Here is a 17,731-nt window from a genome sequence, read left to right as displayed (position 1 = left end):
AACCGCTTCTTGTACTACTTGTCTGTTTATGTAAAATCTTTCAAAGAACTCTTTCTTCGTAAGTTAGGCTGCGCTCAACAATTGAAATAAATTTCATCGTATTCGACTTGCACTAACTTTCTTTAGTTGCTTGAGATATTGTATTTCTCAAAAGCGAGTGCAAAAGTACAAACATTTTTCCACTCCACCAAATATTTCGAGAAAAAAGTTTATTTTTACCCTATTATTTAACACTCATAAACATTTAGCCAGCATTTTGAGGCTATTTACGCCTATTATAGCGAAAAGTCAGGGAATACCATTTAATGCGGAAAAGAATCTCTTTTATGTAAAGAATAAGCAAAAGCCAAGAAAGATGAAACTGTAACACAAAAAAGATGAAACTGTAACAAACATTCGCGCGTGCGCACATGAACATTATATTATTATTATCTCAAAGATATGCTGAAGAACTGGGCATCCATAGAGCGAACAAACGGCAACCAAAACGTACTGAGCAGAGTTCTAAGCAAGAATTGACATACATCAACACAAAATATCATATATTTCACTTAATGTACGTTAATGCACAAGAAAACAATGAATTTAAGGGGCTTAAAGACTTAAAAAAAGTAAAAATAAGCGTAGAATTGACATTTTAACAGCAAAAAAGCGATGAGTTTGCGAAAAAAAATATACCTTTGCACCGTATATATACATTATATTAAAGAAATTAAGAGAATTAAATATCTAAGAATGAAATAAAAAGAGTCAATGCGTGTCCTCAATGCAATGCTACTCAAAGCTACGTTGTCACAGGCGCGAATGGCTTATTTATAGAGTTTGACAACATAAGTTTAATTAAAGTTTTTATAAAATGAAAAGACAAGTAACTAGTATTTTGCTCTTCTCTGCCCTGCTGATGGGTGGAGCGAGTACTTTCGTATCTTGTAAAGATACTGAAAGCGATGCACTTTACGATTCCAATGGTAAGGTTGCTGAGGTTATAGCAAAGCAGGCTAAGGACATTTCTGATTTGGCAGACAAGCTGAAAAAAGAAACAGAAAAGCGAGAAAGCGAAGATCAGGTTTTAAAAAACTTAATCATCGAAAAGGCTACAGAAATCAATACTACTGCTGATGAGGCTTTGCGCCTTGCTAAAGCAAACGAAATCACGATTGGTACTCTTCAAGGTAAAATTACTACTCTTGAAGGACAGCTCTCTAGCCTATTAGATTTATCAAGCAAGGTTACTGGTCTTGAGACCGAAGTTAATACCCTCAAGACTCAATTCGCAAACTTCAAGTCTTGCACTTGCGATTTTACAACATTGAACAATAATTACGAAAAACTCAAGCTTGAGCAAGAGGAAGACAGAAGACGTATTATAGCTATTGAGCAGGGTAAGTCTAATCTTGATACAGAATTAGATAGAATCAACACAACACTGAATGGTAAGGTTGACCAGACAACTTTTGACGATTTAAAGCGCCAGGTTGAAGCTAACGATGCTGTTGTTGAAAGCAATAAGACTGAGATTGAGAATCTTAGAAATAATTTTGCTAACTATGTAGAAAAATCATACCTCACCAGCAATTACTATACAAAGGCTGATGTTGATAATGCCATCGCGAATGCTAGCACTGCATTGGAGGGTAAGATTTCTGCTTTGGAGAAAAAATTGACTACCCAGTTGAACAGTCTGTTCAATGCAATGGCTAATGAGGTTACAGGTATTGTTGTAAACCGTTTCTATAGCCCTATCTTGGGTTCTTATAAGGATATGATGGGTACCGAGGCTCGTTTCTTGGGTGCTTACTATGGCTATGCTGAAGATAATGCATCTATCGGCGGTGAGGAAATCATTGCAGATGATTTGTTATTGGACGATGCAAAAGATAATGCTGGTTCTATCGGCGTATACATCAACCCTGCAAACAAAGACTTCTCTGGACTGACATTCAAGATTGTTGACAGCCAGGGCAATGTTACTCCATTCATCGCTAGAGCGACAAAGAATGACAAGGTAGAGCATTATGGTTATACTCGTGCAGGTGAAGTGAACACTACTCCAAACTACTACCTCTTGAAGGTAAGTGTTGATCCAAACAGACTGGACGAGGTAAAGACTTGGACTTCATCAGATGTGGAGTCTCTTAAGGGCGTAGCTAAGAATATCCTGAACAAGCTCAAGGATCGTAGCAATAATCTCAACCTTACAGAGATTGCCAATACTCTTTACAAGACATTCAACAACCGTCTTACAGAGTATCACTTGGCATTGGAGCAGGAACTTACTGATGGTACAAATAAGGATCTCAATGTAACCATTGCAGATAAGGACTTTGCAGCTACAGTCATCAAGCCATTGTCTTACGATTTCTTGAGCGGTGGTATCAACTATGACATCAAGGATATCCCAACTTTGGAAAGCAAGGGTCTTTATATCGACACAAGCAGCCTGAAGTGGAAAGATTTGAACCATATCGCTGATATCAACCAGACTGTAGAAGTAGATGTTCCAGATGCTTCAACCATGACTATTAATGGTCATAAGGTACATATTAATGCCAGTGGCGAGTTGCAATGGGCTGACCCTAACAACAAGACCAATATCGAGGATTTGCAGGGCGTTAAGGTTACAGTGAACAATATTACTTTTGATGCCGGTGCCGTTGAGTACAACACCAAGAAGCAAGCAGTAACCGTTACCGTAAGCATGGCTGAGTTCAATAAGATTATTGATCAGGTTAACAGCCAGGTAGATAACATGCTCGGCACTGTTGAGAACTTGGCAAACAAGGTTAATAAGTTTGAGAGCGCTATTGATGGTAACTTCATCAACCGTGTAAACAGCTACATCCACAAGTGCAACTACTGGTTGGATAATGCCAACAAGTTCTTGCAGCCAGCTATGTTCGCTACAGACGGTAACAACTGGGTAAAGCTCCCAACTATCGCTTCTGGTGCAACATACGTGAAGATGACAAACGGCAAGGCTAACGTACTTTTGTTGCCTACCTCTTATACATTGGAGTATCTCGCTCCTGCCTATAAGAAGTATATCACCGTTAAGGATCCTTCTGGTGCAACCGTAACAGGTGAGAACATCGGCAAGGTAATCAGCGGTAACATCCACAAGGCTGGTTTCACCGCAACTAAGGAAGGTGTTTACACCATCACTTACGATGCAGTAGACTACACTGGTGGAAAAGCTAAAACAAAGACATTCTTCATCAAGGTTGTAAAATAAAATAAGGATATCATAGTGAGTGGCTCTTTCCGTAGGGCAAGAGCCGCCCATATCATTCTTAAAACAATTTTAAAACATATTCAGACATGAAATTTAATAGTATCATATTATCAGGTATCTTGGCAATGGGGTGTGTTACTGCTTCTGCCCAGGAAGCAGACAAGACAGTAAACGTCTTCAACCCACATTGGTATGTACAGGCTCAGGTAGGTGGCCAGTACACTTTGGGTGAAATTGGTTTCAGCGATTTGATTTCACCTAATGCACAGGTAGGCTTGGGTTACAACTTCAATAAGGTTGTAGGTGCCCGCCTTTCATTCAACGCATGGCAGAGCAAGGGTGGTCAGAAAGTGAACACCACAACTTACAAGTGGAAGTGGAACTATGTAGCACCAATGGTAGATGCTACCTTCAACCTGACCAACCTTTTCTGCGAGTACAATCCAGAGCGCGTAGTTAGCGTAGGTGTATTCGGTGGTATCGGTGCCAACATTGCTTGGAGCAACGAGGAAGCTGCTACAGCAAAGGCTGGTATCATGAGCAACTACAAGAACAGTTCTGAGAATCCATTGGAGTATCTCTGGAAGAAAACAGACGGCAAGGGCTCTAAGGCATTCTTTGCAGCACGCTTAGGAGCTAATGTTGACTTCCGTGTCAGCGACCGCGTAAGCTTGGGTCTTGAGGTTTCTGCAAACACTTTGAGCGACCATTACAACTCAAAGAAGGCAGGCAACCCAGACTGGTACTTCAATGCATTGGTAGGTGCTAAGATTGCTTTGGGCAAGACTCATAGCACAAAGGTAATTCCTGCTCCAAAGCCAGTAGAGAAGATTATCGAGCGTGTAATTGAGAAACAAGTTGTTCCAGCTCCAGCTCCAGTAGAGACCAAGAAGGAAGTTGCAGCAGAAGAGTTCCGTCGTGATATCTTCTTCACCATCGGTAATTCAGTTATAGCAAAGTCACAGGCATCAAAGATTACAGAGATTGTTAACTACATGAAGGAGAATCCAGATGCCAAGATTACTCTTACAGGTTATGCAGACAAGGGTACCGGTTCTGACGCAATCAACGACAAGGTAGCAGCTCGCCGTGCACAGACAGTTTACAATGCACTTGCAGCTAAGGGTGTTGCCAAGAGCCGCATGATTAAGAAGTCTGCCGGTTCACGCGTTCAGCCATACTCAGAGAACGGAATGAACCGTGTTACAATCTGTATTGCAAAGTAATTTGAAATATAAGAAATAGACAACACATCAATATTAATAAAAGATAACCGGTTTTCATACTTATCTAATTTATTGTGATAATGCATGAGAATCGGTTATTTTTATATTTATAACAGACATAATGAAAAAGATTACACTTTTACTACTCTTGGCTTGTATTTCTATCGGTACAATGCGTGCCCAGGTTAATGGTAACGGCTATTATCGAATTCAAAATGTAACAACAGGACGATACATGTCGCTTACAACCACAGAGACAAGAGGTATCAGTATGCAAAGTACAACCGTGGAATGCAAAGCCCTCTTAACCAAGAAGAAATGGGATGATGTAACAACAGATCCTGGTACTATCTTCTATATAGAAAACAAAGGCGGTGACCAATACAACATCAAAGGTCAGGGTTCCAGTTTATACGACATGATAAACTATTATATCCGCCTCAAATATTATAATGGCGCAAACGTATATCGTGCCTGGCAATCCAAGAGCGGTGGTACCGTTTATCTCAGCGACAACTATGAATATACGCTCGGCAGAGACACAGGCTATGTAGACAATAATACCCAAGAAACATTAAACTGGAAAATTACAGCAGTAGACAGTGAAGACAACTATCTCGGTGTAAAGCCAACGAAGGCAGCCAACGGTAAGTATTATGCTTCCTATTATGCCGGCTTCCCATTCAGTGTAGCTTCGCCTAATATGAAAGTTTACTATATCAGCAGCATTGACGAGAAGGAAGGAACCGCTACCTATAAGGAGCTTACAGGTATTATTCCTGCCAACACACCGGTTATCATTGAATGTGGATCAGAAAATCCAGCAGAAAACAAAATAAAGCCAGAATTGACAAATCCGACAGCTGTTAAGGATAATATCATGAAAGGTGTTTACTTCTGTGTGGGACTCAGAATGTCTGCTCATTTCACCAGTACAAAGTTTGAGCCAACCACCATGCGTCTCCTGAGTATTGATGAGAATGGTTCATTGGTATTGAACAATGATGAGTCAAATGCATATACGGTTATGATAAAAGAAGGTGCGTCCAGACCTTATAAATATCCATACATCAAGGCCATTCCTCACAATACAGCTTATCTGCCTGTATCAGCCAATTGCCCTAAGAGCCTGAAGCTCGTCAAAGAAACAACAGGCATCAGCAACATTACTTTGGGTAATGACAGCAAGCCAGCCAACGTATATAATATGGAAGGTAAGATTGTAAAAGAGAACGCCACATCAGTAGAAGGTCTTCCTGAAGGCATCTACATTTTTAAGAACAAGAAATATGTGGTAAAATAAGGGATTAATCTATCAATTAAACAAAGAGGGTGAGTCATGAGTTAATGATTCACCCTCTTTTTGTTGGAATATATAGGATATCTTGTTGGAAAAGATAGGATATGTTTGAGAAACAGTTAGTATCCTCGGTCGCACAACAGCTGTTGTGCGCTTGCATAACAGCTGATATGCGCATGCACAACAGCTGATGTGCATGCGGTGGACAGCTGTTATGCGCCAACTATTATTAAGACTTATTACACATCTTCTTTTTCTTTATAAAAAACTCTTTTTCCGTTTAGAAGATACGGTGAGTTAAACGCAACTCCAAGACAGGATAAACTTTTACTGCTTTGAAAAGACTTACATAATCGCCCACTTTTCCAGAGATATTCTTCACATCTTTAGCCAGGTCTACCCCATCGTGAGTAATGATACGGGGAGTTCCACCCCAGAACATGGCACCGCAATCAAACGAAATCCAATTACGGTCGCTACGATTCGACAACTTACCACCATAACCGAAACCTAAGTAAGGGCGGAAATTGTTCACCTTAATCTTGCAGGAAACCATATTGTTGGCATCCGGCTCCATACGGTAAGGAGTTCCATCAGGATAATCACCGACATGAACACCCATTCTACCATAATCCATAAACTTATTGTAGAGAGACTCATCAGCATAAATTTTATTGCCGCCGATAGAGATATAAGGTATAGGGATCACATTCGGATCATCGCTAATCTGACTCTCCCACGATTCCTTTACACGGTTATAAAGATTATTATAGATAGCAACACTCACCAAAGAGGTAGCATCATAAGCTGCATTTTCAGCCTTGGCTACTGTAGATGGTCCCCAATAGAAACCGGTGGTTACATGCCAATGCTTGTTGCGGAAAGGAAAGACATCCACCAACAGCTTGAAATTCTTCATCGTAGGCTTACCTTTCATATCCACATTACGGTCTACCTCAAATGCGAACATCTCATTTAAGGTCTGAGAGAGTTTGTTGAACTTCTCATCCTGTACCGTAGGATCAGTATCATCACCCACCTGCACCCCGAAGTGCATGGTTTGCTCATAATGCGGAAAGAAGTTGAAACCGGTGCGCACCTGCACCATTTTACCAATAGGCATTGCCAAATCTACACCCACGCCAGTGGTTCCCAAAGTGATAGAACCATCCAGATGATTGAGAATGTTCTTATCTCCCTTATCACCAGAAGGCTCTATCGTCTGTGCAAAGGCACAGGAAGCAGTCAATAAAGCTGCCACGATAAATCCGAAACGCTTTTTCATAAATAATATAGTTTTACTTTCTCTAGTCACCCAGAACTTCTATACAATTGATATAACGTGGCAAAGGTACGACATTTTTTTGAAAAAATCGCCTATTTTGCTTTATTTTTTAACTCCTTATCCCATTTCTGGAGCATTTTGTACTCGTTCTTGGTAATTCTCATGAAACTGCCATGCTGAGGAGCCGTAACTCCCTTGATATCTACAGGATCGGAGAAATTGCGGAGATACTTATCTGCCTTGCAGATACGATAATGTTTAGGATGGTCGCTGTACTGGATGTAAGCCACACGCCAGGTATCATCACCGATAAGCTGGAAGGCAGAACTTCCTTCTGTCAGTTTATTTCCCTCGAAACTTACAAAGTCATCATCGACAGGAGCGCCCCAACCATGATTGAGATATTTGCTGGTAGCGGTGAAGATACCTCTCTTTCCACCCTCTTTCTTGATGAGCATGTGGTAAAGTCCATCGCTCTTCAGGAAGTTGATATCGGCATCGATGGTAGCATAGCCCCAGTCGAAAAGTAGCTTAGGAGTGGTGAGTTTGGTGAATGTTTTGTCGGCATAACTGTAATACATGCGGTCGTACTTCTCCTCAGCACGGTTGAGCATGGAATAGTAGATCATGTATCCGCCTTTTTCTCCATTTTCCCAACGATAGTCAGGATCCCAGAAAATCTGAGGTGCCCATACACGGTTGATGGTGCTCCAATCCTTATAAGGAGATGTAGCAGTAGCAGCATCGCAGAAGTTCTGCATGCCCTTGCGGAAATCGAAGGTAACGCTGGTCCAGTTCTTCAAATCCTTACTCTTCAGGAGATCGATACCATAGTTATCCCACTTGTGGCTCTTGCGAACGCACATATCGGTGGTAACCATGATGTAACCCTTGCCATTGTGCATGCGGGTGATGTAGGCATCGCGGGTACCGCCTTCAATGCGGGCATGCTCTTCTGGATTGAAGATTGGATTGCCACCATTGATGTCCTGATAGTTGTAACCATCACGGGAAATGGCATAGGCTGTCCACTCACCCTTATCGCTCATGTGACAATAGAGATAACCATAATCTCCCTTTACAAGATTCTGTGCAGTCATTGGCATAAAGGCAGCCAATGCTAAAAGAACGGTTGATAATTTCTTTTTCATTTTCTGTTATTTCCTTAGTTTAATTTTTATTAGCTGAAGTTTTTGAGTGCAAATTTACACTTTATATTTGGGAATGCCAAATTATTAAGGGAAATATGGGGAAAATTCACGAATAATGGTCTTTTTTTATTGATTATTATTCATGGGACAGGCGATGGAATCGCCTGGAACGGGGGCAGAAGGGGGACGGAACAGAAGACAAAGGAGAGGGAGGAAAGAAAAAGGGAGGAAAGAAAAGAGGGAGGAAAGAAAAAAGGGAGGAAAGAAAAAAGGGAGGAAAGAAAAAAGGGAGGAAAAAAAAGGGAGGAAAACCTCATCACTGAGGTCAACCTCCCTACACTTATAGTTAAAAATAACCGATTTATTTGTTCAGGAACTTATCTACCTGGGCAGCAATCTTTCTGCCGCTTGCCATGGCGCGTACTACCAAAGAGGCACCACTGGCTGCATCGCCTGCCACGAATACATTCTCGGCAAACTCAGGCTGCTGTGGCTTCAGAAAGCCCATTGCCAGGAATACAGCCTCTGCCTTGATAATCTCCGGCTCACCAGCCTCTACCATCAACGGACGACCACCCTCAGGGTTTGGTTTCCAATCAATAGGCTGAACCTTCACGCCTGTCAACTTACCATTCTTTCCCAGAAACTCCAAAGAGTTGATGTTCCAGCGGCGAGTACAGCCTTCCTCATGACTTGAAGTGGTCTTCAGGGTGCGAGGCCAGTTTGGCCAAGGATTCTTAGGATCCTCAGGTCCTTCTACAGGCTTCGGCATGATTTCTATCTGGGTTACGCTCTTGCAACCCTGACGATGAGCAGTACCGATACAGTCGGAACCCGTATCACCACCACCGATTACCAACACATCCTTGCCCTTGCAGTTAACCAGTTCGTCCTTAGAGAACTCCATACCGGCAAGGATACGGTTCTGTTGAGAAAGCAGTTCGAGGGCGAAATAAACACCCTTCAGCTCTCGTCCAGGAATCTTCAGGTCGCGTGCCGTTGGCGTACCGGTAGATACCACATAGGCATCGAAGCCTTCTGGCAATTTAGTTACATCAATCTGCTGATTGTATCTGAACTCGATGCCCTCCTCTTCGAGAAGACGAAGACGGCGGTCGATGATGCTCTTGTTGAGCTTGAAGTTAGGAATACCATAACGCAACAGACCACCGGCATTCTCACGTGCCTCGAATACTGTTACCTTATATCCCTTATGGTTCAACTGGTTGGCAGCTACCAATCCCGCAGGACCGGCACCGATGACAGCCACCGTCTTGCCATTACGCTCAGGAATCTCAACATGTACATAATCCTCAGAGAAGGCGTGCTCCACGATGGCACACTCATCCTCACGGTTGGTGGTTGGCTCATGATCCATAAGATTCAATACACACGCCTTCTCACAGAGTGCAGGACAGATGCGTCCTGTGAACTCCGGGAAGTCGTTGGTGGAATTGAGGAGACGGTAAGCCTGCTCCCAATCGCCCTTGTAGAGGGCATCATTCCACTCCGGTGCCTTGTTGCCCAGCGGACAAGCCCAATGGCAGAAAGGCACGCCACAATCCATGCAACGTGAAGCCTGCTGTCGGCGGTCGTTGCTATTCAAAGTCTGTTCTACCTCGCTGAAGTCGAGGATTCTATCGTGAATTGGTCTATAACCTGCTTCCTTGCGAGGTATAGTCAAAAATGCTTTTGGATTTCCCATCGTTATATTCAGTTTATAATTTATAGTTTATAGTTTATAGAGGCTAACGCCCTTGAGCACGGAAGTCCCTATCAACTATAAACTATTAACTGTTAACTATTAATAATCTCGCTGCATATCCGCAATCTTCTGCTGCAACTTCTTTACCTGTTCTTCCTGGAGAACTCGCTTGTACTCGATTGGCACTACCTGGATGAAATCCTCTACGTAGTGGTTCCAGTCATCGAGCATGGTACGGGCGAGCTTACTGCCAGTATAGAGATAATGCTGACGAATCAACTCATGCAACTCCTTGCGATAGGTGCTGTCCTCCACGAGGTTAATCTCCACCATATCCATATTACAGAAGTAATCGAAGTTGTGGTTCTTATCCCATACGTAGGCAACACCACCACTCATACCAGCGGCGAAGTTACGGCCGGTTTCACCGAGCACTACTACTCTACCGCCCGTCATATACTCGCAGCAGTGGTCACCAGCACCCTCAATCACGGCGATGGCACCGGAGTTACGAACACCAAAGCGCTCGCCTACCTTACCATTGATATACAACTCACCACTTGTGGCACCATAGAGACCGGTGTTACCGGCGATGATGTTATCCTCGGCAGAGAAGTTGCTGCGGATAGGAGGAAGGATGGAAATACGACCTCCTGAAAGTCCCTTGGCAAAATAGTCATTGGTCTCACCTTCGAGCTTGAAATCTACTCCCTTGACCAGGAAGGCACCGAAGCTCTGACCTGCAGAACCCTTGAACTTCACGTTCACGGTCTTGTCTGGAAGACCAGCCTCACCATATTTCTCGGCAATCATACCGCTCAGCATCGCACCGGCAGCACGGTCAGTATTCTTGATGGCGAAGTCGAGGTTCACTTCTTCCTGGCTCTCGATGGCACGCTGTGCGCCACGGATAATCTGCTGGTCGAGTACATTGTCGAGGTCATGAATCTGCTCAGTAGTATGATAGAGTGAGCAATGACCTGTTTCACGATGCAGCAAGCGAGAGAAGTCGAGCAAGTCTGCCTTTTCCTCGATGCTCTTAGCCACCTCTGGCTCTACGGCATCAGCACCCTCGGTAGGAACAATCTCCTCATCCTTCTTGCGGACGATGAGCTCGGTATGACCGATGATATCGTTCAATGAGGTGTAACCCATCTCAGCCAGATACTCACGAACCTCCTCGGCGAGGAAGCGGAAGTAGTTGATGAGGTACTTGTAGCTGCCACGGAAGTGCGCACGGAGCTTAGGATCCTGTGTAGCAACACCCATAGGACAGGTATTCAGGTTACACTTACGCATCATGACACAACCCAAAACGATGAGGGCTGCCGTACCGAAACTGAATTCCTCAGCACCGAGCAAAGCCATCAGGATGATGTCACGACCGCTCTTCAACTGACCATCTACCTGCAGACGAACCTGACCACGAAGACCATTCTTCACAAGAGTCTGCTGGGTTTCAGAAAGTCCGATTTCAGGAGAGATACCTGCGAAACGCATGCTGGATGCAGGGCTGGCACCTGTACCACCCTCAGCACCAGAGATAACGATGAGGTCTGCCTTCGCCTTAGCCACACCGGCAGCGATGGTACCCACACCACTCTCAGCTACCAACTTCACGGAGATAGCCGCCTTAGGGTTCACATTCTTGAGGTCGAAGATGAGCTGAGCCAAATCCTCGATACTGTAGATATCGTGATGAGGTGGAGGAGAAATCAGGCTGATGCCAGGGATAGAGTGACGGGTCTTGGCGATGACCTCGTTGACCTTGAAGCCAGGCAACTGACCACCCTCACCCGGTTTAGCACCCTGTGCCACCTTGATCTGGATTTCCTCTGCATTTACCAAATATTCTGTTGTCACACCAAATCGACCGGAAGCAACCTGCTTGGTCTTGCTGGAGAGGCTGATGCCATCCTGTGTAGAATGGAATCGTTCGTTATCCTCACCACCTTCACCGGTATTGCTTCGAGCGCCGAGGGCGTTCATGGCGAGTGCCATTGCCTCGTGAGCCTCCTTAGAGAGGGCACCGAAACTCATCGCACCGGTAACGAAGTGCTTCACGATTTCCTCTACCGGCTCCACCTTATCTATAGAGATAGGATTCTTGCGGAAACCGAAGAAGTCGCGGATGAAGATAGGCTCCTGCTTATCGTCAACGAGATGTGTATATTTCTTGAAAAGATCGTAATCGCCCTTGCGGGTTGCGAGCTGCAGGGTAGCGATGGTCTCTGGGTTCCAAGCGTGCTTGATACCATCCTTGCGGTAGTGGAACTGTCCGAGACTTGGCAGGAAGTCGAGCTTCTTGGTCTCGAATGCCTTGTCGTGCAGGCGGATGGCATCACGGGCGATGGTCTCGAGTCCGATACCACCGATAGTGCTCACCTCTGTTCCGAAATAGCTCTTCAGGAGGCTTTCGCTCAAACCGATGCTCTCGAAAATCTTGGCACCACGATAGCTTCGGATGGTAGAGATACCCATCTTAGCCATAATCTTGAACAAGCCCTTCTTCACAGCCTTGATGTAGTTCTGCTCGGCTGTATGGTAATCCTCCTGAATCTTTCCCTTCTTTACCAGGTCGTCGAGGATGGCGTATGTCAGGTATGGACAGAGGGCTGATGCACCGTAACCCAGCAACAGGGCTGCGTGCATTACCTCACGAATCTCACCGCTCTCAACGATGAGGGCTGTCTGTACACGCTTGCCGGCATCAATCAGATAATGATGTACGGCACTCACGGCGAGCAGAGATGGGATGGCGGCATGGGTCTCATCCACGCCACGGTCGCTCAAGATAATGTAGTTGTAACCATCATCCACGCTCTGGGCAGCCTGCTTACAAAGTTCATCCAATGCCTCATGCAGTCCTTCTTCGCCCTTGGCGGTTTCGAAGAGCATGTGGAGTTTTACTGTATTGAAGCCCTTGTAGCGGATATTCTGAAGGATATCCAACTGGGTATTGGTCAGGATAGGATGTGGCAGACGAACCATCTTACAGTTGCTTTCGTCCGGGTTCAGGATGCCGGAACCTACTCTACCGATATACTCGGTAAGACTCATCACAAGGTTCTCACGGATAGAGTCGATGGCAGGGTTGGTAACCTGAGCAAACTGCTGACGGAAGTAGTTGAAGAAAATCTGTGGCTGGTCGGAAAGCACAGCAAGCGGAGTATCATTACCCATAGAAGCTGTAGGTTCCTGACCCTTGGTAGCCATTGGGATGATAGTACCGTCGATATCTTCCTCGCCAAAACCGAATTCCAATTCCTTGCGAGTGAGGTTATCCACAGCGTTTTCCACCTTACGACCACTGCGAAGTTTCTCCAGTTCTATACGGTTGGTATTCAACCACTGACGGTAAGGATGAGCCTCTGCCAGACGCTCCTTGATTTCGCCATCATAGTAAATCTTGCCTTCCTGGGTATCAATCAAGAGAATCTTACCAGGCTGCAGACGACCCTTCTCTGCAATCTCGGTAGGATCGAAATCCATCACACCTACCTCAGATGCTACTACCATCATATCATTCTTGGTGATGGTATAGCGGGCAGGGCGCAAACCATTTCTATCGAGCATACCACCGGCATAACGGCCATCGCTGAAGAGCAAGGCGGCAGGACCATCCCATGGCTCCATCAGGATAGAGTGGTACTCATAGAATGCCTTCAGATCCTCAGAGATAGGGTTCTTGTCGTTGAAACTCTCTGGCACCATCACAGCCATGGCATGAGGCAATGACAGACCGCTCATCACGAAGAACTCGAATACATTGTCGAGACTTGCCGAGTCACTCATATCAGGCTGAACGATAGGAGAAATCTCACGGATATCGCCCAAAGCCTCGCTGCTCAACACACTCTCACGAGCCTTCATCCAGGCACGGTTACCACGGATGGTGTTGATCTCACCATTGTGGGCAAGGAGACGGAATGGCTGAGCCAGACTCCATGTCGGGAAGGTGTTGGTAGAGAAGCGGGAGTGGACCAGAGCCAGACCGCTTGTGAAATAATTATTGGTCAAGTCAGGATAATATTGGCGCAACTGGAGGCTGCTCAACATACCCTTATATACGATGTTCGAATTAGACAACGAACAAATATAGAAATCAGGATCGCTGACACGTTTCTCAATACGTTTACGGATAAGATAGAGGATGCGCTCAAAGACAGGCACCTTATCATCTGTAACACCTGTGATAAACACCTGTTTGATAGCTGGTTCGTTACTCAAAGCAGCCTCACCCAGACAATCAGGGTTAGTAGGCACATTGCGGAGATGCATCAGCTGCAATCCCTCGCGTTCAATTTCCTCAATCATGATAGAGAGAATATCCTGCTGTTTCTTCTCATCCTTAGGCAAGAAGACGAGACCCGTACCATATTTACCTTTTTCTGGCACTGGGATACCCTGAAGAAGAATAAACTCATGTGGAATCTGGAGCATGATACCGGCACCATCACCCGTCTTGTTATCGGCACCCTCTGCACCACGATGACGCATGTTCTCGAGTACCTTCAAGGCGTTATCGACCAGCTCATGACTCTTGTTACCGTGGATATTCACCACCATACCTACGCCACACGCATCGTGTTCATAGGCAGAACTGTACAATCCTTTTTCCATTTCTTGTTCGTTTTATATCGGTTATTTCTAACTATTTTTATTATTGATTCAAGTTTCGCAAGTGAGGGAATTGATTGAAGTTAAAGAAGTTATCACTCCCTACGGTCGTTCGAGAAGTGAAGAGACAATAGTCTTCTTTCGTAAAACGTAGGACATTTGTCCCTTAACTTCCCTCTAACTTCCCTAACTTCACTTAACTTCCCTACATGCGAAAGTTCAGTATATTATTTATACGCCTGTTCATGAACTCCCGCCACGGCTCTGCCGCTAGGGTCGTTCTGGTTTTTGAATGAGGCATCCCAGGCAAGGGCTTCGGCTGTAGAACATGCTACGCTAGGCACACTAGGTACGCTCTTGGCAGCGCTGTCGCTTGGGAAATGCTCGGCGAAGATAGAACGATAATAATACTCCTCCTTATTCTGTGGAGGGTTGATAGGGAATCGCTCAGCAGCATGCGCCATCTGCTCATCGCTAACGGCAGATGCAGTAATCTGCTTCAGGGTATCAATCCATGAATAGCCCACACCATCTGAGAACTGTTCCTTCTGTCGCCATGCCACTTCTTCAGGAAGCAAATCGGCAAAAGCCTCACGAACCACCTTTTTCTCGATGGTCTTATCCGGACACATCTTCAAAACCGGGTTCATACCCATCGCTACATCCAGAAACTCCTTGTCGAGGAAAGGCACACGGCCCTCGATGCCCCATGCAGCCAAACTCTTGTTGGCTCTCAGACAATCGTAGAGATAGAGTTTACCCAACTTTCGTACGGTTTCCTCATGGAATGCTTTGGCATCCGGAGCTTTATGGAAGTAGAGATAACCTCCGAATACCTCGTCGGCACCCTCGCCCGAAAGCACCATCTTGATACCCATGCTGCGGATCACTCTCGCCAGCAGATACATCGGGGTAGATGCACGCACAGTGGTTACATCATAGGTCTCGATGAAATAGATGACATCACGGATGGCATCCAGACCTTCCTGAATGGTATAGTTGATTTCGTGATGCACGGTTCCGATATGCTCGGCTACCAACCGTGCCTTAGCCAAGTCAGGCGCACCCTTCAAACCTACGGCAAAGGAGTGCAGACGTGGCCAATAAGCCTTGGTCTCTCCCCCATTTTCCACACGGGTAGAAGAATATTTCTCGGCTACGGCTGAAATGACTGAAGAATCAAGGCCACCACTGAGAAGAACACCATAAGGAACATCACTCATCAACTGACGTTTGACAGAAGCCTCCAAAGCATCATGAATCTCTTTCACTGCCGCTTTCTCCTGAGGTTCAGCATTCTTCAGCTGTTCTTCAGCCTTCTTGGCATCATCAATCTGATATTTTTTCTGCATGGCAGCATACTCAAACCAATCGCGTGTATAGTAACGCTTCATGCCAGGGTTCTTGCTATAATAATAATGACCTGGGAGGAATGGCTCATAGTGGTCGCACTGACCTTCCAAAGCCTTCAACTCACTTGCCACCAGTACCTTTCCATCTTTATCATAACCGATATAAAGAGGAATGACTCCGATCGGGTCTCGAGCGATGAGGAACTCATCACGCTCGGCATCGTAAAGAGCGAAGGCAAAAATACCGTTCAGCTCTTCAAGCATCTTGGAGATACGGGCGTGGAGCGCATCCTCACCTTTATATATTAAGGTATCAAAGTCGGAATCTGCTCGCATCTCACGATAGAGAGAAAGAATCACCTCACAGTCGGAACCGGTCTGATACTGGTATTTGCCGGCAAAACGAGCACGGATGTCCTGATGATTATAAATCTCACCGTTTACGGCAAGCACCTGTTTTTTGTCTGGTGCAAACAAAGGTTGGCGACCACTTTCAGGGTCTACAATACTCAGACGCTCATGTGCCAGGATAGCAGAACCACCACAGTAGATTCCACTCCAGTCTGGTCCGCGATGACGAATCTTCTGGCTCATACGAAGCGCTTGCTGTCGCAATTCAGGAGTCTGCTCCTGAATATTGAAGATAGATACGATTCCACACATAAATCTTTTCCTTTCTTTTACGGTTATTTTTAACTATTATTCTCTCTTATTCATCTTGGCATGTCCCAGCGATTGTTTCAGAAGCAAACCAAGCAAAAACAAAGCTTAAAATTACTTTTTGCTATGTTTCGGGTGCAAAATTACAACTTTTTGTTAGAATAAAGAAAAGAATAGTAGCATTTTGTCTTCACTTTATCACAACAATAACATATCAACACATATTAGATTAAAATATATGATAAATTGAAAAGAAAAACACACAATTTGATTACAATCTGTAAAACACAATCAATTTTAAGATAAATAAAGCGTTTCTAGAGCACATTTTACATCATATACAACCTTCTACCCCCACACCATACAAAGAAATGCCGATAGCTCTTTGGTGGAACTATCGGCATTTAAAATAAAAAAATAAAAACTTAAACCTACCAACGTAAGATTATATCGAAAAACCTAAGAGCCTATTATGGCTGCAAGGTAAAACCTACTACCAGGTAAGCTTTTTCGGTGCTAGGGTTAGCAGCTACCTGAGCGAAGACTGGAACAGAGAAAGAATCTGTAATCTTCAAATCCTTGGTAGCTTTCAGTGAAACATTGGTAACTGCAAAACCATTGGCATCACCATAGAAAGATGTTGCAAATGGAACTGCGCCTATACTTGCTGCCCAATCACAACCGCCCAACTTGAATGGGGCTGTAGCCTCAACATATGAAGAATAAGCACGGTCACCATCCTTATTTAATCCATCATTGCCTGCAAAGTTGGTGTACCAGTTCAAGGCAACTGGACCAAAGTCATAACCTACGTTTGCCTCAAACACATGAGAAGTTTCATGTGCCTTATAGGCGAAATACTTCTCGTTAGGAGAGTTGAACCAGTAATCGGTTACGCCGATATGGAAACCACCGGTTTCATAAGCCAAGGTAAGGTCAAACTCCTTAGTATCCTCTGGCTTAGAGATACCTACACTTCCCCAAGCTGTCAGAGACAAGCCCTTGTAACCAATACCGAGTGTTGGCTGCAAAGAGACTTCTCCCAGTGACTGACCACGCCAGTAATACTGGTTTACAACATCTGCAGCGATGGTAGTTTCAACCTTGTCCTGCGCAGAAGCAGCAGGAGCAAAAGCAACCAAACCGAGTGCAAAGGCACCCATCTTCTTTATATCAAAAATCTTCTTCATATTCTCTCCT

The 17,731-nt window shown here is 44.8% G+C and carries 9 protein-coding genes; 3 read left to right on the top strand and 6 right to left on the bottom strand.

The window, feature by feature from the left end; genetic code table 11:
• The first annotated feature begins 856 nt into the window (after positions 1–856).
• The 3 genes from KSW37_RS07455 to KSW37_RS07445 all read left to right on the top strand — a co-directional run bounded on the left by KSW37_RS07455 (position 857) and on the right by KSW37_RS07445 (position 5,761).
• Positions 857–3,232 (top strand): hypothetical protein, encoded by a 2,376-nt coding sequence (locus tag KSW37_RS07455; protein ID WP_217313862.1) that lies wholly within the window; start codon positions 857–859, stop codon positions 3,230–3,232.
• Positions 3,233–3,318: 86 nt separating this feature from the next.
• Entirely contained in the window at positions 3,319–4,458 is a 1,140-nt protein-coding gene (locus tag KSW37_RS07450; protein WP_217313861.1) for an OmpA family protein, read from the top strand.
• A gap of 121 nt (positions 4,459–4,579) precedes the next feature.
• On the top strand, positions 4,580–5,761 hold the full coding sequence (locus KSW37_RS07445) for an RICIN domain-containing protein (RefSeq protein WP_217313860.1): 1,182 nt from the start codon (positions 4,580–4,582) through the stop codon (positions 5,759–5,761).
• 277 nt (positions 5,762–6,038) lie between these two features.
• Here KSW37_RS07445 and KSW37_RS07440 read toward each other — a convergent pair whose 3' ends face one another.
• The 6 genes from KSW37_RS07440 to KSW37_RS07415 form a co-directional block, all read right to left on the bottom strand.
• On the bottom strand, positions 6,039–7,043 hold the full coding sequence (locus tag KSW37_RS07440; protein WP_217313859.1) for a hypothetical protein: 1,005 nt from the start codon (positions 7,041–7,043) through the stop codon (positions 6,039–6,041).
• A gap of 92 nt (positions 7,044–7,135) precedes the next feature.
• Positions 7,136–8,194, bottom strand: coding sequence for a glycoside hydrolase family 43 protein (locus tag KSW37_RS07435; RefSeq protein WP_217313858.1), 1,059 nt, complete (start codon positions 8,192–8,194; stop codon positions 7,136–7,138).
• Between the two features lie 361 nt (positions 8,195–8,555).
• Complete coding sequence (locus tag KSW37_RS07430; protein ID WP_006848361.1) at positions 8,556–9,899, bottom strand: glutamate synthase subunit beta; 1,344 nt, start codon at positions 9,897–9,899, stop codon at positions 8,556–8,558.
• A gap of 99 nt (positions 9,900–9,998) precedes the next feature.
• Positions 9,999–14,522, bottom strand: a complete 4,524-nt coding sequence (gltB, locus tag KSW37_RS07425) for a glutamate synthase large subunit (protein ID WP_217313857.1) — start codon at positions 14,520–14,522, stop codon at positions 9,999–10,001.
• A gap of 224 nt (positions 14,523–14,746) precedes the next feature.
• Positions 14,747–16,534, bottom strand: a complete 1,788-nt coding sequence (gene asnB, locus KSW37_RS07420) for an asparagine synthase B (protein WP_217313856.1) — start codon at positions 16,532–16,534, stop codon at positions 14,747–14,749.
• Positions 16,535–17,001: 467 nt separating this feature from the next.
• Positions 17,002–17,721 (bottom strand): hypothetical protein, encoded by a 720-nt coding sequence (locus KSW37_RS07415; RefSeq protein ID WP_217313855.1) that lies wholly within the window; start codon positions 17,719–17,721, stop codon positions 17,002–17,004.
• Positions 17,722–17,731 lie beyond the last annotated feature (10 nt).

Origin of the sequence: Segatella copri, assembly GCF_019127135.1 — a bacterium.
Taxonomy (GTDB): domain Bacteria; phylum Bacteroidota; class Bacteroidia; order Bacteroidales; family Bacteroidaceae; genus Prevotella.
This window is presented reverse-complemented; position numbering and strand designations above follow the sequence as displayed.

Bases quoted from the DNA above. Each gene is read 5' to 3' on its own strand.
- asnB (WP_217313856.1), bottom strand. From the start codon at position 16,534: ATGTGTGGAATCGTATCTATCTTCAATATTCAGGAGCAGACTCCTGAA.
- KSW37_RS07430 (WP_006848361.1), bottom strand. From the start codon at position 9,899: ATGGGAAATCCAAAAGCATTTTTGACTATACCTCGCAAGGAAGCAGGT.
- KSW37_RS07435 (WP_217313858.1), bottom strand. From the start codon at position 8,194: ATGAAAAAGAAATTATCAACCGTTCTTTTAGCATTGGCTGCCTTTATG.
- KSW37_RS07440 (WP_217313859.1), bottom strand. From the start codon at position 7,043: ATGAAAAAGCGTTTCGGATTTATCGTGGCAGCTTTATTGACTGCTTCC.
- KSW37_RS07455 (WP_217313862.1), top strand. From the start codon at position 857: ATGAAAAGACAAGTAACTAGTATTTTGCTCTTCTCTGCCCTGCTGATG.
- KSW37_RS07450 (WP_217313861.1), top strand. From the start codon at position 3,319: ATGAAATTTAATAGTATCATATTATCAGGTATCTTGGCAATGGGGTGT.
- KSW37_RS07445 (WP_217313860.1), top strand. From the start codon at position 4,580: ATGAAAAAGATTACACTTTTACTACTCTTGGCTTGTATTTCTATCGGT.
- gltB (WP_217313857.1), bottom strand. From the start codon at position 14,522: ATGGAAAAAGGATTGTACAGTTCTGCCTATGAACACGATGCGTGTGGC.
- KSW37_RS07415 (WP_217313855.1), bottom strand. From the start codon at position 17,721: ATGAAGAAGATTTTTGATATAAAGAAGATGGGTGCCTTTGCACTCGGT.